Below are 22,844 nucleotides of genomic sequence, written 5' to 3'. Positions count from 1 at the left end.
CGGTTCGGCCCGCGCGTGTGTTGATGCGGCCGCGGCCGGGGTGATCGCCCCGGCCGCGGCTCGCCACGTTTGTCGGTCCCAGTCGACGTCTTGGACGCCTCCACGGTCCCGGCGACTCGGCCGGAACAGGCCGGTGAGTCTGAACCCGTGGTGGACGAGGCCCGTGTTTCGGGCGTGACACCGAGAGTCGGAACCAGATGACAAGTCTCGGAACCAGATGATCAGGAGGGGACGATGACCACGGAACCGGCTGCCCAGACGGCCGGCTCGGCGCCGTCCGAGCCAGGGGGGACTGGCGGCGGTGAGTCCCCTCCCAGTACAAGTACCAGTACCGGTCCACGCTCCAAGGCGAAGGTCAGCTTCGCCGACGCGACCTTCAAGAACGTGACGCGCCTCTGCGGCTTCCTGCTGCTGGCGCTCATGGCGGCGATCGCGCTCTTCCTCGTCCTCAAGGCGACGGACGCGCTGGGCGACAACAAGGCGAACTTCTTCACCACCGAGACGTGGTTCCCGAACGAGAGCGGCAACCCGCGGTTCGGCATCGCCGCGCTGCTGTTCGGCACGGTCGTCACGGCCGCGGTCGCGATGATCATCGCGGTGCCGGTGGCCGTCGGGATTGCCCTGTACATCACGAACTACGCGCCCCGCCGGGTCGGTGACGCGCTGGGCTACATCGTCGACCTGCTGGCGGCCGTGCCCAGCGTCATCTACGGCCTGTGGGGCTTGGCGATCCTGGCCCCGCACATGAACGGCACCCAGCTCTGGCTGAGCCAGTACCTTCCCTGGTTCCCGTGGACTCCGCTCGGTGGGGCCATCCTGGGTCTGGCCTTCGGTCTGATCCGCCGCGCCGCGCCCACGGGCAGCAGCTCCGTGGGTACGCCCATCACTCTGGGCGTGGTGCTTGGCGTCGTCGTGTCCCTGATCGCCGGAATCGCCGACGCGCCCGATGACATCGGCATCTTCAGCACCCCGAGCGGGCAGGTCGGCCGGTCGATCTTCGTGGCGGGCATCGTTCTCGCCATCATGGTCCTGCCGATCGTCGCGGCCATCTCGCGAGAGGTCTTCAAGCAGGTCCCGATCGCGCACAAGGAAGCGGCGTTCGCGCTTGGGGCGACCCGCTGGGAGATGATCCGCACCGCCGTGCTGCCCTACGGCAAGCCGGGCGTGATCAGCGCCTCGATGCTGGGCCTCGGCCGGGCGATGGGCGAGACCATCGCGGTCGCGCTGGTCCTGCCCGCGTCGTTCGGTATCTCGGTGCACTTCCTCGAGCCGGCCGGAAACACGATCGCCGCCAACATCGCGAACGGCTTCGGCGACTCCAACGACACCGGCCGCGGCGCGCTGATCGCGTCCGGTCTCGTGCTGTTCATCGTGACCATGCTGGTCAACATCGCCGCGCGGGCCATCATCGCCCGCCGGGCCGAGTTCTCTGGGGCCGCGTCATGAGCACCCTGACAGCGGCGCCCGAGGGCGCCCCCGTCACCGACAAGCTGCGCCTGCACGGCAACAAGTTGCCCGCCTTCGCGCTGCCGGTGATCGCCGTCGTGTCCGTCGGCGTCTCCCTGCTGCTGTACTTCGCCACCCCGATGGACAGCGAGATCCAGATCCTTCTGCTCTCGCTGCTGCTCTTCGCGGCCGGCCAGACGATCGCCTCCAGCCTGATCGAGGGTGGCCGGCGGGCCAGGGACCGGTTCGCGACGACGCTGCTCATCGGGGCCTTCCTGCTCGCGATGGTCCCGCTCGTCGCCGTACTGGTCACCGTGATCAGCAAGGGTGCCGCTCGCTTCGACTACGACTTCTTCACCCACTCGATGCGGGGCGTCAGCGCCCGTGACCACGGCGGTGGCGCCTACGCCGCGATCATCGGCACCCTGGAGCAGATCGCCCTCGCGAGCCTCATCGCGGTGCCGTTCGGCGTGCTGGTCTCCATCTACCTGGTCGAGTACGGCCGCGGCCGGATCAGCCGGACGATCAGCTTCTTCGTCGACGTGCTGACCGGCCTGCCGTCGATCATCGCCGGTCTGTTCATCTACGCCTTCTACCTGATCGTCCTGGGTGCTCCGCAGACCGGGTTCGCCGGCTCGCTGGCGTTGATCATTCTGATGATCCCGACGGTGGTCCGCTCCTCCGAGGAGATGCTCAAGCTGGTCCCGAACGAGCTGCGCGAGGCCAGCTTCGCGCTCGGGGTCGAGCGGTGGCGCACGATCCTGAAGGTTGTCATCCCGACGGCGCTGCCAGGCATTGTGACGGGCGTCATGTTGGCCATCGCCCGAGTGGCGGGTGAGACTGCGCCGCTGCTGCTTACGATCTTCGGAAACGACTCCATCAACAACGACCCCTTCTCGGGTCACCAGTCAGCGCTTCCGCTGTACATCTTCACCGAGGCCCAGAAGCCGCAGAGCTGGGCCGTTGACCGCGCCTGGTCGGCCGCGCTCACTCTGATCATCATTGTCATGCTGCTGAACCTGATCGCGCGCTTCATCGCGCGCCGGACCAAGGTCTGACCGGCTCGATGAGCAACGTCTCCGCAAACCGAATCACGAGCTCCGAGGTCGGCCAAGCCGACCTGGGAGGGACCCCGTTCGCGTCGACCGAGCCTCGACGGCTCAGGTAGCAGAGGTAGCAATGGCCACCCGAATCGACATCCAGGGGCTGAACGTCTTCTACGGCAAGTTCAAGGCCGTAGCGGGCGTGAACCTCGCCATCGAGCCGAAGAACGTCACCGCGTTCATCGGCCCCTCCGGCTGCGGCAAGTCCACCGTGCTGCGCACGCTGAACCGGATGCACGAGGTCATCCCGGGCGCGAGCGTCGAGGGCAAGGTCCTGCTGGACGGCGAGGACCTGTACGGGGCCGGGGTCGACCCGGTGAACGTGCGCCGCCAGGTCGGCATGGTCTTCCAGCGCCCGAACCCGTTCCCGACGATGTCCATCTACGAGAACGTCGTCGCCGGGCTGAAGCTCAACGGCACCCGCAAGAAGTCGCTGCTCGACACGCGGGTCGAGGAGTCGCTGCGCGGCGCCAACCTGTGGGAAGAGGTCAAGGACCGTCTCGGCCGGCCGGGTGCCGGCCTTTCCGGTGGCCAGCAGCAGCGGCTCTGCATCGCCCGCGCGATCGCGGTCGAGCCGCAGGTGCTGCTCATGGACGAGCCGTGCTCCGCGCTCGACCCGATCTCGACGCTGGCGATCGAGGACCTCATCGCGAAGCTGAAGAGCAGCTACACGATCGTGATCGTCACCCACAACATGCAGCAGGCCTCCCGGGTGAGCGACGCGACCGCGTTCTTCTCGCTCGAGGCGACCGGCCAGCCCGGCAAGCTCATCGAGTATGACAAGACCACCAAGATCTTCACCAGCCCGACCGAGAAGCGGACCGAGGACTACATCTCCGGGCGGTTCGGCTGAGCATGCCCGCCGCGCCGGAGCCGGCCGACACGCGCCGGCCGGCGGCCACGGCGGCGAGTGCCCCCGCGGTGGCGGGGGCACTCGCCCCCGTCACCGCGCCGGGCCAATCGGTGCGGTTTACCGGCGCGGGTCATGTGACCCCGGCCGGGACGGCCGCGTCGCCCGGCCAGGCCGCTGGGCTGGTGCTCATCGCCGACGCCGACCCGGACGACGAGCTTGTCGCCGCCTTCGATGCCAGGGGCCTCAAGGTCCGGGTGGTCAGCGACGGGGCGCTAGCCCTCCTCGAGGCGGGCCGGCTTGGCCCGGACACGGTACTGGTGAGCGCCACGCTGCCGGTTCTCGACGGCATCGGCGTGGTCCGCGCACTGCGGGCGATGCGCGGCCGGGGCGAGATGACGATCCTGCTCGGGCTCGGTCCGGACGACCGCGCGCAGGCCGCGGCCGGGCTGGAAGCCGGCGCGAGCGCCTGCGTGGCCAAGCCGTACCTGGTAAGCGAGGTTCTGGCGCTGGCCGGCCCGCCGGCGGACGCGATCACGCCGGCCGCCGGCACGGTCCTGGCCGACGGCATGCACGCCGCCGGCCTGGGCGTCGCCAGCTGGGTCGGCGGCCGCGCGGGAGCCGGCCATGCTGGCGAGGTCGACCCGGAGGTGTTCCGGGTCGGCACGGTGACCCTCGACATCGGCGCGCACCAGGTGCGGGTCGACGGTGTGCCGGTGGCGGTGCCGCCTCGGGAGTTCCGGCTCCTGCGGGTGCTGCTTGAGCGCGCCGGCCGCGTGGTGCCGCGTGAGAGCCTGCTGGAGCTCGTCTGGGGTACCTCCCAGATGGACTCGAACACCCTCGCCGTCCACGTCCGCCGCCTGCGCCGTCGCCTCGGCGACACCGCCGAGACCCCCTGGTCGATCGAGAGCGTCCGCGGCGTCGGCTACCGCTACCGCCTGCCCTGACGATCCGTCCTCGTCTGCCCAGGAACGTCCGCCGAGAACTGTCAGACCGCCGCGATAGAAGTAGCGGGCAGACGGGACGAGTCGTCGGGCCGGCGGAGGTCGATGCGCGGTGGGTGCTGACAGTGCGAAGGGGCGCGACACGCGCCGGCGCGGTGTGGGGCGGGTGGTGCCGCCCGTCGGGCCACGGGCGCTGGCGAAGGTGCCTTTCGTGGAGCTGGCCGACGGCCGGCTGCGGGGAGTCGTGTCGAGCGGCTCGGACATCGAGCGGGTGTACGTCTCGTCGATCGTCGCGGGGACGCACGAGTACAGCTGCGGCACGAACAACAACCGTCCCTGCGGTGGGCTGACCGGCACCGGGCTGTGCAACCACCTGCGCGCGCTGGTCGACGCCGCGGTGCTCCAGTACGGCGGCGGGCGGGTGGCGCGGTACCTGCGCGTCGACGGAGCCGAGGACGCCATGTCCGCCGACGACGTCGTGTCGCGCATGCGGGGCCAGCGCGCGCGGCTCGAGGCGGCCTCCGTGTTCAGCGGCTTCCTGCGCCACCTCGGCTACCTGGAGCTGCCGGACGTCGCCCTGCCCGTCCCTGAGCTGGACTGGTTCCCGGCCGGACGGGCGGTCCTGTAGATGCTCGCCACGCAGCTCGACGCGCTCGCCGGCGCGGCCTCCGCCGGGGTCGCGGAGGCGTTCGCCCTGGTCGACGGTTTCGACGACGCCCTGGTGGAAGGCCTCGGGCGGCTCGACGCGGTCCGCGGTGACGCGCTCACCGCCCTGGCGGGCGCGGTGGCGGCGACGCCGATGGGTCCGGCCGTCCGCGACGCCGCCGAGAAGGTCCTGGCGGGCTCGGTCACCGATGAGGCGCTGGTCACGCTCGCCGGCGCGCGGGCCGCGGTGCTGGGCGCCGCGCACGACGCCGTGCTCGCCGGCTTCGACGGAGCTCTGGGCCGGGCCAGGCTGGACTGGGATCCGGCGGGGGAACCCGCCGTGGCGCCCCGGCCGCCGGGCCGCGAACCGGCGCTCGCCGGATGCCGCTCCTGGCTGCGCGAGCTGGCTGTCACCGGCTGGCGTGGTGTCGACGAGGACGTTGTCTCGTCGTCGGCCCAGGCGCGCCAGGCCGTGCTGGCCGAGCCGGGGCTGCGCCGGCTGGCGGTGCTGCTCGACGGGCTGGCCGCGGAGCTGCGCGCGTCCGGCCAGGCCGGGACGGCCTCCGGCCCGCCGGTCCGGCGCTGGGCCGATCTGTGGGCGCGCGCGCAGCTGCTGGCGTGGCGTGGCGACTGGTCACCGCCGGCCGGGCCAGCCGGCGGCCAGGGCGCGGGCCTGGTGTCCGGGCGGCTCCTGCCGCTGGGCGTGGAGGTGGCCGAGCATGACACCGCCGCGCGGGTCCAGGTGCACGCCGTCCTGGAACCTGCCGCGGAAGGCGGCGTGGACGGGCGGCCCCGGCTCGTGCGCACCGGTGTGACCGTCGCGAAGGTCGACACCCTGGTAGGGCCGGCGCTGTGGCGGCTGTTCGCGGACTACCCGGTGCTGCTGGGCGCACTCGCCGAGCATCGGGCGCTGGAGATCGCGGACATGGTGTCGCTGGGCAGCGGCGACCTGGTCTGGCGGGAGGACGCCGCCCGTCTCGGTGACGCCGCCGACCCGTTCGTCACCGCCCGGGTGCGGCTGGCGGAGGCGGTCGCGCCGGCGCCCGCGCCGCTCGACCGGCATCCGGTCCGGATCGCCGAGCCGGTTCTGGTCGAGGGGTACACGACCGCGTCGGACGAGGCCACCCAGACGCTGACGTTCGACCTGGCCGGGACGGCGCTGGTCGTCGAGGCCGACCCGACCGTGGACCCGGCGTCGAGCCTCGGCCCGCTGACGCCGGCCCTGCTGGCCGCCTCGTCGGCCTGCCTGGGGCTGCTGCGCTGGGACGACGGCCGGTGGTGGCTTCGGCCGCTGGCGGCTCAGGCCGTCGTCAAGAGGAAGCCGGTGACGGCGCACGCCGGCGACTGGGCGCTCGGCGCCACCGATCCGAAGATCGCGAAGGCACGGGCCAAGAACGGTGACGCCGTCGCCGTGCTGCGCGAGCGGGCCGGACGGTTGCTGCGCCGATGAACCCCGTCCCGAACATGACAGCCCAGGCCGAGGCCGAGGAAGCGGCCGCCGCGGCGCGCGAGAACCGTCGCCAGGTCCTGTACTGGCGGTTGCTGGCCCGGATCTTCGCCCCGGACGAGCAGCCGGCGTTGGAGTCGGCCAGCCTGGCCGTCGTCGAGGATCTCGGTCTGCCGGCGGCGCTGCTCGACCCGACCGTGTCCGTCGACACCATCGTCCAGCGTTTCCCCGCGCTCGCCGGACAGATCCAGGGCCTGCTAGAACGCCAGGGCACGACTGGCGATGAGCAGGGACCGCCGGGCAGCGGTGAGCCACACGCGGCCGACGCCGACGCCGACGCTGACGCCGGCCCCAGTGCCGAGCCGCCTGGTGCCGACGCGGCGCCCGGACGTGGTGCCGTCGGTGGGGCCACCGTCGAGACCGGAGCGATCGTCGGCGAGGCGGAGGTGCGCAGCGCCGCGGTGATGTCGAAGCTGCTGCTGGGCGTGTTCGCGACCGGGTCGGGCGGCGTCACGGCCGCCCGGCTTGCCGGCTGGCAGAGCGATGCCGGCTGGCTCAGGCAGGCGCTCGGCGGACCGGGCGCCGGCGACGCGGCGGCCGGGCTGGGCGGCGTGCTCGGCGACATCGAGGCCGACCTCGTGCGCCGGATGCACCTGCGCGAGGTGCTGGCGAACAACGCCCTCGCCAGCCAGCTCACGCCGAGCATGTCCCTGATCGAGCAGCTGCTGCGTGACAAGAGCAACCTGTCGGGTGTCGCGCTGGCCAACGCGAAGTCCCTGATCCGCCGGTTCGTCGACGAGGTCGCCGAGGTGCTGCGCACCCAGGTGGAGAAGGCCAGCGTCGGGACGATCGACCGTTCGGTGCCGCCGAAGCGGGTGTACCGCAACCTGGACCTGAACCGCACGATCTGGCGGAACCTGACCAACTGGAACCCCGAGGACCAGCGCCTCTACGTCGACCGGCTGTACTACCGGCAGACCGCCCGGCGCACGACGCCCGCGCGGATGATCGTCGTGGTCGACCAGTCCGGGTCGATGGTCGACGCGATGGTGAACTGCACCATCCTGGCATCGATTTTCGCCGGCCTGCCCAAGGTCGACGTCCACCTGATCGCGTACGACACCCGCGCGCTCGACCTCACGCCCTGGGTGCACGACCCGTTCGAGGTCCTGCTGCGCACCAGCCTCGGGGGTGGCAACGACGGTCCGGTCGCGATGGCCATGGCCCGCCCCAAGATCGCCGATCCGCGGAACACGGTCATGGTGTGGATCTCGGACTTCTACGAGTTCGACCGGTCCCAGCCGTTGTTCGACGGCATCGAGGCGGTCCACCGGTCGGGCGTGCGGTTCATCCCGGTCGGTTCGGTGAACAGTTCCGGCCGCCAGAGCGTGAACCCCTGGTTCCGCGACCGGTTCAAGGACCTGGGCACGCCGGTGATCTCGGGTCATGTCCGCAAGCTCGTCGTCGAGCTGAAGAGCTTCCTCGCCTGAGACTGGCGCGTGACGGACGCTCCGCGCCCGCCACCGCGCCAGCCGTCGGGCGCGGAGCGCCCTCCCGCCTGTTCCGGCCCGACGCAGATGACGGTGGCCCGACCGGCCCCAGGTCGGCGAGGTGGTTGCGTCGGCATGGCGCTGATGCGCCGTCACCACCGGTGGCCGGGTCGCGCGAATGGCTCACCAGCTCAACGTCACATTCACATCATCCTGTATCCGAAGGCCGACACCTGTGGAGATCCGCGAATGACCGCCGAGATGCTGCGCGCCCCCGCCGAGGTCAAGTACGCCGACGAGCTGGACTGGCTGGAGTCCGTCGACGACGGGCCGAAGCCGTTCTCCTGGCGGCTCAGCCCGCGGATGGTCCGGCTGTTCATCCTCGGCTCCCAGCGCTCCGACGGCTCTGCCTCTTTCAGGGCCTCCGGAGGTGCGAGGGAGAAGCATCTTCGCACCTCCTTTGGCCTGGACCGCGGCGTCGACCAGAAGTGGTTCGGCGAGGCGAGCCTGGTCGAGCGCGCCATCGTGACGCTCGCGTCCGACCGTGGCCTGCTGCTGATCGGGGATCCGGGGACCGGCAAGAGCTGGCTCGCCGAGCTGCTCGCCGCGGCGATCAGCCGTGACTCGACGCTGGTCGTGCAGGGCACCGCCGGCACCACCGAGGACCACATCAAGTACTCGTGGAACGTCTCGATGGTGATCGCGCAGGGGCAGTCCAGGAAGTCGATGATCCCCTCGCCGATCATGACCGCCATGGAGCGCGGCATGATCGGTCGGTTCGAGGAGCTCACGCGGTCGACCAGTGACGTCCAGGACGCCCTGATCTCGATCCTGTCGGAGAAGTACGTCTCGATTCCCGAGCTCGACAGCGACAACACCGTGTTCGCCCAGCCCGGATTCTCGATCATCGCGACGGCGAACAGCCGCGACCGGGGTGTCAACGACCTCTCCTCGGCGCTCAAACGCCGGTTCAACTTCGTCCGGATCCCGGTGGTGACGAACAAGCGCAGCGAGGCCGACATCGTCCGGTTCCGCACCGCCGAGCTGCTGCGCCGCCACCAGATCGAGCTGGACGTCCCGCCCACGCTGCTCGACATCCTGCTGCAGAGCTTCGCCGACCTGCGGGCGACCGCGGCCTCGGCGACCAGCGACGACGAGAAGCTCGAATCGGCCCTCTCCACCGCCGAGCAGATCGGTGTGCTCGAGGACGCGATCCTGCACAGCCAGTTCTTCGGGGAGAGGGTGCTGGGCGCCGGCGCCCTCGCGGGCTCGCTGGTCGGCTCGCTCGCCCGCCGCAGCCCCGAGGATCTCGCCATCCTCAACAAGTACTGGCACGGTGTCGTCGAGCCGCGCAGCAAGAAGGACGGCGGGCTGTGGCCGGACTTCCTCGAGGGCGGCCGTCAGGCGATCGCGACTCTGTCGTGAGCCCGGCGCGCGTGAACGACGGACCGGCGAGCGGCCTCGACGCGGATCGCGCCCATGGGCCTACCAAGGTCACGACCGGCTCCAACGGCTCCACCGGCTCCACCGGAACCGACGGCCCGTTCGGCGTCCTTCGGGAAAGGCTCATCGACGCGGCGGCGGCGTTCGCGGCGGATTCCACAGCCCTCGCCGAGATCATGGCCGGCCTGGTGGATGACGTCGGCTGGGCGCTGCGCGAACCGCTCGAGATCTTCCCCGTCTGCCACCATTCGCCGGCGTCGGCGCTGGCGATGGCCGGCCGGTTGCGGGAGAAGCGGCCGAAGGTCATCTACCTGGAGCTGTGCGAGGATTTGCGGCCCCTGTTGGCTGAGCTGCGCAACTGCCGGCTGCCGGTGGCGCTGCAGGCGTTCGCCCATGACCTGGCCGGCTTCCCCGCCGGCTCGGGCCCGCTGAGCATCGTCGCGCCGATCACCGAGGCCTCCGCCGAGTACCAGGCCATCGCCTATGCGCTCGAGACGCCGGACGTCGAGCTGGTGCTCGTCGACTGGTCGGCCGACCACCTCTTCCAGTGGGAGGAACGCGTGTCGGCCGAGGCACCGGCCAGCTCGAGCCCGGCGCCGCGGGACGCGCCGGGCGGGGGCGCCGGCGACCCCGACCCCGATCATGGCGACGAGGCGGCCCTGCACGGCGACGCGGTCGGCATCGAGATCGGCGACCTGCGCCCTCGGTTCGCCGAGCTGGAGGAGTTCCTGCTGCGGCACGGCCGGGTCCGGCACTGGTCGGAATGGTGGGACCAGTACGTCGAGCAGCCCCTGGCGGCCGCCGACCACGACACCTACCGGCAGGCGATGACGCTCATCGGCAGCCTGTTCCGCCGGATGACGCCCGCGGACGACGGCCGCCGGCTGGCGCGGGACGAGGAACGCGAGCGCCACATGTGGACCCGGATCCGGGAGCACCTGGCCCGGTCCGGCGCCGACCGGTCGGAGTGTCTCTACGTCTGCGGCGCATTTCACGCCGTCAGCCGCGTCCCCGAGTTCGGCACGCTCGCGGATCCGCCCCGGTCGGAGCCGGCCGGCGAGCCGTCTGGCCACGAGATCTACGAGATCGGCCCGGTGACGGCGACCCGTTGGATGTACGGGCTCATCCCGTCCAGCCACTCGGCCATCGAGGCCCAGTTCGGGCTTGCCGGCGGATCGGTGTCGATCGCGCGGGCCACCTGGGCGAAGGCGTTGACCCGCTCGGGCATCGCCCCGTTCCACCTCACCGGCGGGCGTGGCGCGGGCCGCCCAGCACGGCCCGCGAAGGCGGGCAGGACGGGTAGGACCGGGCTGGGCGGCCAGGCCGGCGCTGAAGGCCGACACGGGCCGGGCGCCGCGGCCGAGCCCTTGGCGGGCTTCCTCGAACGGCCGCCGGCGCTCGACGGGCTGGACGAGGCCGAACTGCTCGGCTGGTCCGTGGACATCGTCAGGCTGGCCCGCCGGAACGGTTACCTCGCCAGCACCGCCGACGCGATCGCGGTGTTCGAGACCTCGATCCTGCTCGCCGGCCTGCGCAACCGAGCTCGCCCCACGCCGTACGACTTCCAGGACGCGGCGATCACCTGCATCGAGAAGGACGGCGTTCCCGGCCGCCGTGACGTGCGCCGGCTGTGCGAGATCCTGCTCGGCGGGGACCGGATCGGCCAGGTCGGCTATGACGCGCTCCCGCCGCTCGCCCAGGACGTCTACAACCGGCTTGCCCCGCTGGGGCTCGACCTGGACAAGCGCACCGTGCAACGGGCGCTGCTCGACCTCGCGGCCGCCCCCGAGCTGGCCGAGTGCTCGCACCTGCTATGGATGTTGCGTTATCTGCTGCCCGACGGGGCGATCCGCCCCATTCTCGGTGTGTGGCGGCTTGGCGAGCGTTCCCCCCAGGAGAGCTGGGACCTGGTGATCGGCCGGCACCAGCGGGCGCTGATCGAGCTGGGCTACGAGGCGGTCACCATCGAGCAGGCGGTGGAGCAGCGGCTGCGGCGCGCCGCCTGGGCGCCGACGGCCACCGCGGCGGTCGCGCTCGCCGCCGTCGAGGACGCGATCGTCTATCTCGACAGCCGCCGCCTCGCCGAGGAGCTGGGGGCCCGCGCCGTCGAGCTGCTGACCGCCGAACGGACGGTCGACGACGCACCGGAGGTGCTACGCCGCATCCGCCGGCTGCTGGACCACTACCGGGTCAACGAGCCGAGCCTGCCGGCCTGGAGTGAGCAGTTCGTCAAGGGCGGGTACGCGCACTACTGCACGCTGCTGCCGACCGCATTCACCGCCGAGGACGTCGGTGTCCGCCAGGTGGCCTCCATGCTCGGCTTCCTGCTGACCTTGGAAAACCTCGCGCTCGCCCTCGGCTGTGATCGTGCGCAGCTGGAGCTGGCCGTGCGCCAGTCCCATCCCGAGGAGCCCGGCCGGGTCGCGCTGCTGTGGTCCGCCCAGACCCGGCTCGGTCAGCTGTCCATGGCCGAGCTGCGAACGCGGTGCGACGACCTGCTCGCCAACCCGCTCACCGTCCCGGCGTTCCCGCGCTACCTGGCGGGTCTTGTGCAGGCTCTGGAGCCGGTGCCGACGCTCACCCCGTTCGCCGTCGAGATGATCTCCAAGGCGTTCGCGCGGCTGCCCGACCCAGTCCTGCTTCCGTGGCTGCCGACACTGGTCACGACGCTGCGCGACCAGGCCGGCGAGCTGGTGCCGACGCTCGTGCGCGAGGCGGGCCGCACCTTTCCCGGGAGCCTGGCGGACCTGGACATATGGGTCGCGCCCTGGTCAGGCCGACCGGCCTCCACCATGCCTCCGGTGGACCCAGCCGCGCCTCCGGTGGGCCCAGCCGCGGCCGGGCGTACCGGTCCGGGCGGAGCGCGGGTGGGAATGGCCGGCTCGACGAGCACGGCCGACTCCGCGGCGAAGGACGCGGTGGCGGCGCTGCTTGCCGGCTATCCGGCCGGCACACAGGCCGTGGCGGCGCTGCTCGGGTTCGCCGAGGAGTGGGCCGGACCGCGGACTTCCCGGACCGGCGACCTGGTTCCTGCCGGATCAGCGGAGTCCGGTCAGTGGCCGAACTGGTCTGATTCGCGCGGTTCCGGGGTCGTACGGCTGCTCGCGGACCACCCGGCGACCGCCGACGCGGTCCACAACCTGATCGCGCCGCCGGTCAGCGCGCCACTGGTCAGACCGACAGACTTGCGGTGACGTCGCCGGGAAGCGCGTACCTGCCGGGCCCGACGGCGACGGCGAGGCCGTCGTCGAGGAGGCCCCGTAGGGCGCGGTCTCGCTGGACCGGCTCGTCCCAGACGGCGTCGAGCAGGGCCGCGTCGACCGGGCCGTCCGCGTCGCGCAGCACGGCGAGCAGCCGGCCGCGCACCTGGCGGTCGGTGCCGGCGTAGCCCTGCGGGCGACGGGCCGGGCCGTCGGACGGCGGGCTGCCGGCCAGTAGCCACGCGCATCGCTCCCGGACCGGGCAGCCGGCGCAGCGCGGCGCCCGGGCCACGCAGACCAGCGCGCCGAGCTCCATGAACGCGGCGCTGGCCCGGGCCGCGGTCTCCGGGTCGGCCGGCAGCAGGTTCTCGACCGTGGCCAGGTCACGGCGGCTGACCGCCGCGGGACCCTCCGCCGCGCCCTCGACCGCGCGGGCGACGAGGCGCCGGACATTGACATCGACGACGGCGTGGCGTTGCCGGAATGCGAACGCGGCGACCGCGCGGGCGGTGTAGGTGCCGATACCGGGAAGCGCTAGCAGATCGTCGAGGCGGTCCGGGATGGCGCCGCCGTGCCGCTCGACGATGGCGGCCGCCGCCTGGTGCAGGCGCAGCGCCCGGCGCGGGTAGCCGAGGCGGCCCCACATCCGGACCGCCTCACCGGCCGGCTCCGCCGCGAGCGCGGCCGGGCCGGGCCAGCGCGCCAGCCACGCCTCCCAGACGGGCAGCACCCGGTTCACGGGCGTCTGTTGCAGCATCACCTCGCTGACGAGTACCCCCCAGGGCCCCGCCTCCGGCCGCCGCCACGGCAGATCCCGCGCCACCAGCCCGTACCACTCGAGCACATCGTCCGCGAACGGCCGCTCATCGACTGCCCAGCTAGCTACCGCGCCCGCCGTATCCTGGTTTCCGTCCATCACCGCCATCGTGCCAGCCGCCGGGCCAGGCCCGTCCAACCGGGCAGGCACCCGCCTCTCGTCGCTGGACCGGTCCACTGGACCGGATCCGGGCATGGCGAAGCGGGCCGCCTCAACAACTGTCAGCAGTCGAGACGGCCCGCTTCGTCTGACCCGGAGGGTCAGCGAGCTGGGTCGGGCGTGATCAACCGGCGAGGACCTCGTCGAGCATGGCCTCGGCCTTGTCCTCGTTGGTGCCCTCCGCAAGGGCGAGCTCACTGACGAGGATCTGCCGAGCCTTGCTGAGCATCCGCTTTTCGCCGGCCGACAGGCCGCGCTCGCGGTCACGGCGCCACAGGTCGCGGACGACCTCGGCGACCTTGTTGACGTCGCCCGAGGCCAACTTCTCGAGGTTGGCCTTGTACCGGCGCGACCAGTTGGTCGGCTCCTCGGTGTGCGGTGCGCGCAGCACCTCGAAGACGCGCTCGAGGCCGTCCTGGCCGACTACATCGCGTACGCCAACCATGCCGATGTTGTCGGCCGGTACGCGTACGGTCAGGTCACCCTGAGCCACCTTGAGCACGAGATAGAGTTTCTCTTCACCTTTGATGACGCGCGTTTCAATCGCATCGATGAGAGCAGCCCCGTGATGCGGGTAAACGACGGTCTCGCCGACTTGGAAAGCCATGTGTCACGTGCCCCTTCCGCCTCTACTAGCGTAACACGCACGCATCGCTGCAGGTCAGACGCATGCTGGGTCCCGTGCGGCTGGCAGGGGCGCCGTGGTCGGGCGCAGCGGAGCGTTCTGGCCACGCTCCGCCCACCACGAACACCGCCCGTCGCCGGCTTGCGCCGCTTCGGTCAAGCCGTCCAGCTGGTCTGACCGAACTGTCCGACCTGGCGTCCGACCTGCTGAAACGCTCGCCACACTCGCGCGTCCATGAGCCGGTCAAGTCCAGATCCGAAGGTCGGGGGGCGGCTGACTCACGAACACACCGCGTCGCCTCGAGTCGAAGGCCGCGGCATGGGCAGCTCAGTTCCGCCACCGCGAACCGCACCGGTGCTCGGCGCGTCATATTCCGTCGCCTCGCGTGGAGGCGGGCGTGCCTGCCTGGCGCCGACAAAACGGTGGCGCGGTGTAGCGGACTGGTTGGCAATCGCGAGATTCCGACTGGCGTCGACACCCGCCCTGATCCGCCGACACCCGCCTCGATCCACCGAGGCGGCGCGGGACCGGTGGGCGCGCGCACTCGGCCGCGGTCCGGGACACGGCCACGCCGGGGAGGCAGCGGTCACACCGCGCCGGGGCTCGCGGCCCGCGCGAGGCACGTGCGCATACCAGGTGGCTAGTCTTAGCGCCGAGCAGCCAAAGGCGCCCCCTCGCGGCCGTCCCCGTGCCCGTATCGTCGTCCGGCTGCGCTACTGGACCAGCGCGGGCGCCCTGTTCGGGGTGCCGCGCCCGCACGACAGGAGTCACCGAGCCGTGAGCCGCCGTCCGGGGGCGCGCAGCGCAGCCATCTCGCGCCGTCCCGCCGTCTCGTCCGCCCAGCCCACCTCGCGCGCCGCGGGCGTCGCCCCGGCCCGCTCGCTGCGCCGCGGAGCGGCGGCGCTGGCCGCCGCCGCGCTGCTGTGCACGCCGGCGCTGGCGGCCTGCGCCAGTGGCACGGATGCGATGACGGGCCTGGCGCGCACGACGACGAACACCGCCAACGGCGCCGTCGGCACCATCGACCTGCGCAACGTCTACGTCGCCGGCCCGGCCAAGTCCGGTGAGGACGCTCAGGTCATCTCGGCCCTGTTCAACGGCGGCGGCGAGGCTGACGAACTGGTCGGCGTCTCGTCGCCCGACGCCGCCGGGGGCAGCCCCGGCAGCCCGGCGACGCTGCCCCCGGCCGGAGGGCAGATCTACATCGCCAACGGCTCCGCGCCGAGCCTCACCGGCCTGAAGAAGGACCTGCCGGTGGGCTCCGCGACGAAGGTGACCTTCACGTTCGCCAAGGCCGGCTCCGTCACCCTGGACGTGCCCGTCGAGGAGCCGCTGCCCGGCGCGTCCGGCACGCCCACGGCCACACCGTCCGCGTCCGCGACGCCCACCGCGACCCCGACGACGGTGACGACCGAGTCGCCGACCGCGGGCTCGACCGCCTCGCCGACGGCCGGCTCCACCGCCACGCCGACCGTGGGGACCAGCGCCACTTCCACCGCCGGCTGACGCCGCACCGTCGTCCACCGGTCCTGTCCGAGTCACATCACTGACTCGGCGCAACAACCTTCCCGCCCAACCCCGGGGCTTGTTCCGGAGCGAACCAGAAATACTGTCGCACCCGGTGGCTACTTTCGGGCCATGGCGGTTTCGCGGTCCAGTGGGAACGAGTCGGCCGGCGGCGGGGGAAGCCGGACGCGGGCCGGCGGCGGGTTCCGGTGCGGTGAGTGCGGCGCCGAGTCGATCCGGTGGGCCGGGCGCTGCTCGCGCTGCCAGGCGTGGGGGACGCTGGAGGCGCAACGGGCCGCGCCGCGGAAGGCGGCCGTGGGCGGCTCCGGCGCCACCGCCGCCGCCACGGTGACCATTCCGGCCAAGCCCATGACGGAGGTCGACCCGACACCGGCGACCCGCCGCGCCACCGGCGTCGACGAGCTCGACCGGGTGCTCGGGGGCGGGGTCGTGCCCGGCGCCGTGATCCTGCTCGCCGGCGAGCCGGGGGTGGGCAAGTCGACGCTGTTGCTGGAGGTCGCCGCGCGCAGCGCCGAGGCCGGTCACCGGGCGCTCATCGTCACCGGGGAGGAGTCGGCCGCCCAGGTCAGGCTGCGTGCCGGGCGCACCGGCACGCTGCACCACGACCTGTGGCTCGCGGCCGAGACCGACCTCGGGGCGCTGCTGGGCCACGTCGAGGAGGTCCAGCCGACACTGCTGGTGGTCGACTCGGTGCAGACGATCTCCGCTGCCGGCGTCGAGGGCGTGGCGGGTGGCGTGACCCAGGTCCGCGAGGTCGCCGCGGCGCTGATCCGCACCGCCAGGGCGCTGGGCCTCGCGACCGTGTTGGTCGGGCACGTCACCAAGGACGGCGCGGTCGCCGGCCCGCGGCTGCTCGAGCATCTCGTCGACGTGGTGCTGCACTTCGAGGGCGACCAGCAGACCGCGCTGCGGATGGTCCGCGCGATCAAGAACCGCCACGGGCCGACGGACGAGGTCGGCTGCTTCGAGATGAACGAGAACGGCATCTGGGGCATCGCCGACCCGAGCGGCCTGTTCCTGTCTCGCGGCGCGGCCGCGAGCGCTGTACCGGGCGTGTGCGTCACCGTGATGGTCGAGGGCCGCCGGCCACTCGTCGCCGAGGTGCAGGCGCTCGTCGCGCCGCAGAGCGTCGTCGCCAGGACCGGCGGGGGCGGCGGGCCGGGCGGCGCCTCGCCGGCGCCGCTGCCGCCACGGCGGGCGGTGTCCGGGCTCGACGGCGCCCGAGTCGCGATGATCACTGCCGTGCTGCAGAAGCGGTCCGGATTCTCCAGCCTGGGGGCCAGCGACATCTTCACCGCCTCGGTCGGCGGCGTGCGGCTCTACGAGCCCGCCTCGGACCTGGCCGTGGCGCTGGCGATGGTGAGCTCGGCGCAGGAGCGGGCGATCCCGCCCGACCTGATCGCGCTCGGTGAGGTCGGGCTCACCGGTGAGATCCGCTCGGTCAGCGGCGTCGAGCGTCGGCTGGCCGCGGCGTCGCGGCTCGGCTTCCGGCGGGCGCTCGTGCCTCGGCTGTCCGGGATGACTCCAGAGGGGATGACGGTGACGGAGGTGACCGATCTACCCACCGCGATCAGCAAGATGTATGCCGGATAGCGGTGCTGGAACGGCCGCGTGCGGCCGGGTTCACGAAGATGCTCACCCGGCGGGTTGCCCGGCGCCGGCTGTCCGGAGTGGCCAGGCGGATCCGTCGGGTTTCGACGGGGAGATGCCCGCTCGACCAACAAGGCGCGGTTAGGGCGACCTGCTCACCAGGTCAAATGTTTTTCTGACCACCGGGCGGAGGCTCTCCATGGTGGTACCCGCGGGCTCGATAGCATTACCACCGTGGTAAGAGACCTCGGTCGCGGTGCCGGCGCATAAGCGGTGGCATAGTCGCTCGTCCGGAGGGTCTCGGCAGGAGGAGTAGAGGAGCCCGATGGCAGGACCACCCGGGGATGACGTCTTCCGGGCCACGCTGGCCGCCGTGGCGCCCGGAACCCCCTTTCGTGACGGCCTCGAGCGCATCCTCCGCGGCCACACCGGCGCGCTGATCGTCCTCGGTCGCGACAAGGTCGTGGAGGGGATCTGCACCGGTGGTTTCGAGCTGGACGTCGAGTTCTCGGCGACCCGGCTGCGCGAGCTCGCCAAGATGGACGGCGCGATAGTGCTGTCGTCCGACCTCACCCGGATCGTGCGCGCCGCGGTCCACCTGGTGCCCGACCCGATGATTCCGACGGAGGAGTCCGGGACGCGCCACCGCACCGCCGAGAGGGTGGCCAGGCAGACCAGCCTGCCGGTGATCTCGGTGAGCCAGTCGATGCACATCATCGCGCTGTACGTCGTCGGCCGTCGCTACGTCCTCGATGGCTCGGCCGCGATCCTCTCCCGCGCGAACCAGGCGCTGGCGACCCTGGAGCGCTACAAGATGCGCCTCGATGAGGTCGCCGGCACGCTGTCGGCCCTGGAGATCGAGGATCTCGTCACCGTGCGCGACGCGATCTCCGTCCTGCAACGGCTGGAGATGGTCCGCCGGATCGCCGACGAGATCGAGAGCTACGTCGTCGAGCTCGGCACCGACGGCCGGCTGCTCTCGCTGCAGCTCGAGGAGCTGATGGCCGGCGTCGAGACCGAGCGCGAGCTGACCGTGCGCGACTACCTGCCCGCCAGCACCAAGGTCGGCGGCCCGGCCGAGGTGCTCACCGACCTGGCCGCGATGTCGGCGACCGATCTGCTCGACCTGACCGCGCTCGCCCGCGCCCTCGGTCTCGGCGGCGGCGCCGAGGTGCTGGACCGCCAGATCAGCCCGCGCGGCTACCGCATGCTCGCGAAGATCCCCCGCGTGCCGCGCCTGATCGTCGACCGGCTGGTGGACCACTTCGCCACCCTGCAGAAGCTCCTCGCCGCCGGCGTCGACGATCTGCAGGCCGTCGACGGCGTCGGCGAGACCCGGGCCAGGGCCGTCCGCGAAGGCCTCTCCCGCCTCGCCGAGTCCTCCATCCTCGAGCGCTACGCATAAGGCTGGCGGACGCTGAGTGCGCCGCCAGCCATCGGACGCTGAGCGTCCTCCCCACGTGGTGCCCGATACATGTGTATGGCCGTGGTTGCTGTGGTGCCGGGGCGAGGACGTGGCTGGGTTGGCGCTGCGCTTAAGCGCTGTCACCTGCTGTGGTTGCGTGTTGCCTCGACCTGGGGGCACTCCTGGCCGCCGGAGACCAGGTGCGGGGAGTGCTGGGGCGGTGCGCGTTTGTGGTGGGCCGGGGTGGCCGGTAGGTTCGGGGCGAGCTGCCTCGGCCCGGAGGGCCCTGGGGTGGCCCGGCGGGATGGTTCCTCTTGTCTCGGGACGTGGCTGACTGGCCTGGTGGGGATTGCCGGTCGTCGGCGGGGTCCTGATCGGTCTGGATTCTGGTGAGGTCTGAGATCAAGCGAGGTCAGCGGTGACCGCGGTGAACGAGGCTGGCGCGCGGGTTGCCGTCGTCGTGCCGGCGGCCGGCCGAGGAGAGCGGCTCGGCGGCGGGGTGCCGAAGGCGCTTCGGCCGCTCGGCGGCCGTCCCATGCTGGTGCACGCGGTGCAGGCGCTGTCGGCGGCCGAGCTGGTGTCGCAGATCGTCGTGGCCGCCCCGCCGACCCTGGTGGAGGTGGTGAGCCGGCTGCTGGGTCCAGATGTGCGGGTGCTGCCGGGCGGCGCCGAGCGGGTCGACTCCGTGCGTGGTGCGCTGCGCGCCCTGGACGACGACATCCGGGTGGTACTGGTACACGACGCGGCCCGCCCGCTCACCCCGCCGTCGCTCGTCGACGCGGTCGCGCGTGCCGTGCTCGGCGGGCATCCGGCCGTCATCCCGGTGCTGCCGCTCGCGGACACGGTCAAGGAGGTCGACGCGGACGGGCGGGTGCTGCGCACCCCGCCGCGTGGCGGCCTGCGCGCGGTCCAGACCCCGCAGGGCTTCCGCCGGGAGGTGCTGGAGGCGGCGTACGCGAGCCAGGACGGCGACCTGCCGGCGGTGACCGACGACGCCGGCCTCGTGGAGCGTCTGGGGGTGCCGGTGGCGACCATCCCGGGCGCTGACGAGGCGTTCAAGGTGACCCGGGCCGCGGACCTCCTGTTCGCCGAGGCGCTGCTGGCTCGGCGCCCGCTGGCCGAATCGGGGCGGTCGTCGTGACCGCGCCCGCCTCGGCGCCAGGCCCGGCGGCGCCCCCCGTCCCGGTCGCGCTGCCGCGCGTCGGCGTCGGTGTCGACGTGCACCCGTTCGAGCAGGGCCGGCCCTGCTGGGTCGCCTGCCTGCTCTGGGAGGGCGAGACCGGCCTCGCCGGCCACTCCGACGGCGACGTCGCCGCGCACGCGGCCTGTGACGCGCTGCTGATCGCCTCGGGGCTGGGCGACCTCGGCAAGGTGTTCGGCACCGACCGCCCGGAGTGGGCTGGCGCGACCGGCGCGGCGCTCCTCGGCGAGACCGCCCGGCTGCTGGCCGTCGATGGCTGGACGGTGGGCAACGTCGCCGTCCAGGTCGTCGGGAACCGCCCGCGGATGGCGAAGCGGCGCGACGAGGCCGCGGCGGTGATGTCTGCGGCACTCGGTGGCGTGCCCGTCAGCGTGTCCGCGACGACCACCGACGGTCTGGGGCTGACCGGCCGAGGCGAGGGCCTCGCCGCCATCGCCACGGCCTTGGTGGCGCGGCTGTAGGCCGAACGCGCGGCCCGTCGGCGTCGCCGGGCCGGGGCCTGGGACGGCATGGAGATGCCAACTTGGCATTCTTTGTCCGGCGTCAGGCCCGTAATGGGGAAGGTTGACCGAAAAGGTCAACCCTTGCTGGATGCAAGTGGCCGAGGCGGGTCTTCGCTGGGCGCCGCTGCTGCCGGGTGGTTCCTCTTGGAGCGCACTGATGGATGTACGCCTACCGGAGACGGTCAAGGTGCTGGCGGACGCGCCGACGTACGTCACCCTGGCGACGCTTCGGCCGGATGGCTCGCCACGGTTGACCGTGCTGTGGATCGAGCGTGACGGTGACGACCTGCTGCTCTCGACGGTCCGCGGCCGGGCCAAGGAGCGTGATCTCGCGCGCGACGGGCGCGTCGCGCTGATGTTCCTTGACCAGAGAGACCCGTACTCCTATGTCGAGGTACGCGGCACGGCGACCCTGTCCGAGGACGGTGGGCGTGAGCTGATCGACCGTCTCGCCGTGAAGTACACCGGCGAGCCCTACAAATGGGACGAGCCAGACGCCGTCCGCGTCGTTATCCGGGTGACCCCCACCCGGATCCTCACGACCGGTTAGCCCGCGTCCACGCGGATAGCGGCACCGGCCAAGAAATCCGACCGATAGTCCGGCGGTTGGGCGGTGGGCGCCCATCGCCCGACACGCCAGTGAGCGCCCGCGGCGCCAGTAAGCGGTAGCCAACCCGCGATGGTGACAGCGCATCAGCGCTGGCGCCAACTTAGCCACCTCGTCGACCCAGGACCAGGCCGGCCACCGCCATATGCCTGGATCCGGAACCACGTTGCAGGGCGCTCAGCGCCCGATCGGCGGGCGCCCTGGCGCCCGCCGGTATTCTTGACAGGTGAGCCTGCACCTATACGACACGCGTACGCGGCGTGTGCGGCTGTTCGAGCCGCTGCGCCCCGGCCACGTGGGCGTCTACGTGTGTGGGCCGACCGTCCAGTCCGGCCCGCACGTCGGCCACCTTCGCTCGGCGGTCGCCTTCGACCTGCTGCGACGCTGGCTGCTCGCGTCCGGATACGCCGTCACGTATGTGCAGAACGTCACAGACATCGACGATAAGATCATCGTAAACGCGGGCCGGGAGGCTGTCTCCGTCTGGGAGCTGGCGACCCGCGAGACCCGGGCGTTCGACGACGCCTACCGGTCGGTCGGCATCCTGCCACCGACGATCGAGCCACGGGCGACGGCACACATACCCGAGATGCACGCCATGATCGCCCGCCTGATGGCGGGCGGCTTCGCTTATGAGGGCGACGGCTCGGTGTGGTTCCGCGTCGGGCGTTATGCCGACTACGGCGCCCTGTCCAACCAGCGGCCCGACGCCATGCAGGCCTCCCCCGAGGCCGAGCCCGGCAAGGCCGACCCGCGTGACTTCGCCCTGTGGAAGGCCTCGCGCCCCGGCGAGCCTGCCTGGGACTCGCCCTGGGGCCCTGGTCGGCCCGGCTGGCACCTCGAATGCTCCGCGATGGCCGGCAAGTACCTGGGCCAGGTGTTCGACATCCATGGCGGCGGCCTGGACCTGGTGTTCCCGCACCACGAGAACGAGCGGGCACAGACGGTGTGCGTGACCGCCGGCCACGGTGGCCTGCCCGCCGAGCCGGAGATGGCCAGGTACTGGATGCACACCGGGCTGTTGACGACCGGCGGCACCAAGATGTCGAAGTCGCTGGGTAACTCGTACTTCGTCACCGACGTGCTCGCGCAGGTGCGCCCGCAGGTGCTGCGTTACCACCTGCTCTCCGCGCACTACCGCTCGACGCTGGAGTTCAGCGCCGCGACGCTCGCCGAGTCGGCGGCGGCGTACGACCGGGTGGAGACGTTCGTCCGCAACGCCCTGGACATCCTTGGCGGGCCGGAAACCGCGGCCGCGCTGGCGGCCGAGGCACCCGCCGCGCCGCCCGTGCGCACAGCGCCCAGAACCCGGGGCAAGGGCGCCAGGGGCGGTCCGAGCGCCGAGGCTCCGGCGGGCGCGGGCGCGGGCGCGGGCGCGGGGGTGGCGTCGCCGGCGGCGACGTGGGCCGCCTTCGCCGAGTCGCTCGACGACGATCTCGGTATCGCCCGGGCGCTCGCGGCGATCTTCGGCGCGGTGGGCCAGGGCAACCAGGTGCTGGCCAAGGCTCACAGCCGCGAGCTCGCCGGATGGGCGGTGGTCGCGCGGCGCATGCTCGCCGTCCTCGGGCTGGACCCGGTCGAGCAGTGGCCGGCCGCTGGCGCGGAGCTTCGCCCGGCACTCGACGGCGTCATGGAGATCGTCCTGGACCTGCGCTCGTCCGCGCGGGCCCGGCGTGACTTCGCCGAGGCCGACTCGATCCGCGCCCGCCTCGCCGCCGCCGACATCATCGTCGACGACACACCCGAGGGACAGCGCTGGCATCTGCGTTGATGGTTCGCTCTGTCTCTGGTTCGCTCCGTGCGGGCACGGCGCTACGGCCCCTTACTCGCTTCGCTCCCAGC

18 protein-coding genes are annotated in these 22,844 nt (G+C 72.2%); 16 read left to right on the top strand and 2 right to left on the bottom strand.

Annotated features, from left to right (window positions below; all coding sequences use genetic code 11):
• Nucleotides 1-234: 234 nt before the first annotated feature.
• From BCD48_RS32120 to BCD48_RS32080, 9 genes are all read left to right on the top strand, one after another.
• The gene (locus BCD48_RS32120; RefSeq protein ID WP_071052146.1) at nt 235-1,446 is read left to right on the top strand and encodes a PstC family ABC transporter permease; all 1,212 of its coding nucleotides are present in this window, start codon (nt 235-237) and stop codon (nt 1,444-1,446) included.
• Nucleotides 1,443-2,504 carry a phosphate ABC transporter permease PstA gene (gene pstA / locus BCD48_RS32115; protein WP_071052145.1) on the top strand — a complete coding sequence of 354 codons (1,062 nt, stop codon included), beginning with the start codon at nt 1,443-1,445 and terminating at the stop codon, nt 2,502-2,504. The genes BCD48_RS32120 and pstA overlap by 4 nt, the downstream gene beginning before the upstream one ends.
• Nucleotides 2,505-2,625: 121 nt before the next feature.
• Nucleotides 2,626-3,402, top strand: a complete 777-nt coding sequence (gene pstB / locus BCD48_RS32110; RefSeq protein ID WP_071052144.1) for a phosphate ABC transporter ATP-binding protein PstB — start codon at nt 2,626-2,628, stop codon at nt 3,400-3,402.
• Nucleotides 3,403-3,404: 2 nt separating this feature from the next.
• Complete coding sequence (locus tag BCD48_RS32105) at nt 3,405-4,346, top strand: response regulator transcription factor (RefSeq protein WP_083419516.1); 942 nt, start codon at nt 3,405-3,407, stop codon at nt 4,344-4,346.
• Between the two features lie 208 nt (nt 4,347-4,554).
• The gene (locus BCD48_RS32100; RefSeq protein WP_241842161.1) at nt 4,555-4,971 is read left to right on the top strand and encodes a hypothetical protein; all 417 of its coding nucleotides are present in this window, start codon (nt 4,555-4,557) and stop codon (nt 4,969-4,971) included.
• A complete protein-coding gene (locus BCD48_RS32095; protein WP_071052142.1) occupies nt 4,972-6,438 on the top strand; it encodes a hypothetical protein in 1,467 nt (488 codons plus the stop codon).
• Complete coding sequence (locus tag BCD48_RS32090; protein ID WP_198543482.1) at nt 6,435-7,925, top strand: VWA domain-containing protein; 1,491 nt, start codon at nt 6,435-6,437, stop codon at nt 7,923-7,925. Before BCD48_RS32095 ends, BCD48_RS32090 begins: the two co-directional genes overlap by 4 nt.
• A 249-nt stretch (nt 7,926-8,174) precedes the next feature.
• Complete coding sequence (locus tag BCD48_RS32085; protein WP_071052141.1) at nt 8,175-9,350, top strand: ATP-binding protein; 1,176 nt, start codon at nt 8,175-8,177, stop codon at nt 9,348-9,350.
• A gap of 11 nt (nt 9,351-9,361) precedes the next feature.
• Nucleotides 9,362-12,562: a DUF5682 family protein gene (locus tag BCD48_RS32080; protein ID WP_241842160.1), complete on the top strand. Its 3,201-nt coding sequence runs from the start codon at nt 9,362-9,364 to the stop codon at nt 12,560-12,562.
• Here BCD48_RS32080 and BCD48_RS32075 read toward each other — a convergent pair.
• Both BCD48_RS32075 and BCD48_RS32070 read right to left on the bottom strand, forming a co-directional pair.
• Entirely contained in the window at nt 12,540-13,493 is a 954-nt protein-coding gene (locus BCD48_RS32075) for an HhH-GPD family protein (protein ID WP_071052226.1), read from the bottom strand. The two genes, BCD48_RS32080 and BCD48_RS32075, sit on opposite strands and share 23 nt — an antisense overlap.
• Before the next feature lie 175 nt (nt 13,494-13,668).
• Nucleotides 13,669-14,151, bottom strand: a complete 483-nt coding sequence (locus BCD48_RS32070; RefSeq protein ID WP_007512332.1) for a CarD family transcriptional regulator — start codon at nt 14,149-14,151, stop codon at nt 13,669-13,671.
• Nucleotides 14,152-14,805: 654 nt separating this feature from the next.
• Here BCD48_RS32070 and BCD48_RS32065 point away from each other — a divergent pair.
• The 7 genes from BCD48_RS32065 (at nt 14,806) to cysS (ending at nt 22,773) form a co-directional block, all read left to right on the top strand.
• A complete protein-coding gene (locus tag BCD48_RS32065; protein ID WP_349308064.1) occupies nt 14,806-15,675 on the top strand; it encodes a copper chaperone PCu(A)C domain-containing protein in 870 nt (289 codons plus the stop codon).
• A gap of 132 nt (nt 15,676-15,807) precedes the next feature.
• Nucleotides 15,808-17,289, top strand: a complete 1,482-nt coding sequence (radA, locus tag BCD48_RS32060) for a DNA repair protein RadA (protein WP_071052139.1) — start codon at nt 15,808-15,810, stop codon at nt 17,287-17,289.
• Between the two features lie 322 nt (nt 17,290-17,611).
• Nucleotides 17,612-18,691, top strand: a complete 1,080-nt coding sequence (gene disA, locus BCD48_RS32055; RefSeq protein ID WP_071052138.1) for a DNA integrity scanning diadenylate cyclase DisA — start codon at nt 17,612-17,614, stop codon at nt 18,689-18,691.
• A 418-nt stretch (nt 18,692-19,109) separates the two neighbouring features.
• Nucleotides 19,110-19,832: a 2-C-methyl-D-erythritol 4-phosphate cytidylyltransferase gene (ispD, locus tag BCD48_RS32050; protein ID WP_083419514.1), complete on the top strand. Its 723-nt coding sequence runs from the start codon at nt 19,110-19,112 to the stop codon at nt 19,830-19,832.
• Entirely contained in the window at nt 19,829-20,353 is a 525-nt protein-coding gene (ispF, locus tag BCD48_RS32045) for a 2-C-methyl-D-erythritol 2,4-cyclodiphosphate synthase (protein WP_071052137.1), read from the top strand. Before ispD ends, ispF begins: the two co-directional genes overlap by 4 nt.
• A 199-nt stretch (nt 20,354-20,552) precedes the next feature.
• Nucleotides 20,553-20,945 (top strand): PPOX class F420-dependent oxidoreductase, encoded by a 393-nt coding sequence (locus tag BCD48_RS32040; protein ID WP_071052136.1) that lies wholly within the window; start codon nt 20,553-20,555, stop codon nt 20,943-20,945.
• 283 nt (nt 20,946-21,228) lie between these two features.
• Complete coding sequence (gene cysS / locus BCD48_RS32035; RefSeq protein ID WP_071052135.1) at nt 21,229-22,773, top strand: cysteine--tRNA ligase; 1,545 nt, start codon at nt 21,229-21,231, stop codon at nt 22,771-22,773.
• The last annotated feature ends 71 nt before the right edge of the window (nt 22,774-22,844 follow it).

Source organism: Pseudofrankia coriaricola (assembly GCF_001854805.1).
Lineage (GTDB): Bacteria > Actinomycetota > Actinomycetes > Frankiales > Frankiaceae > Pseudofrankia.
The sequence above is the reverse complement of the archived record's forward strand: the minus strand, read 5'-3'. Positions and strand labels throughout refer to the sequence as shown.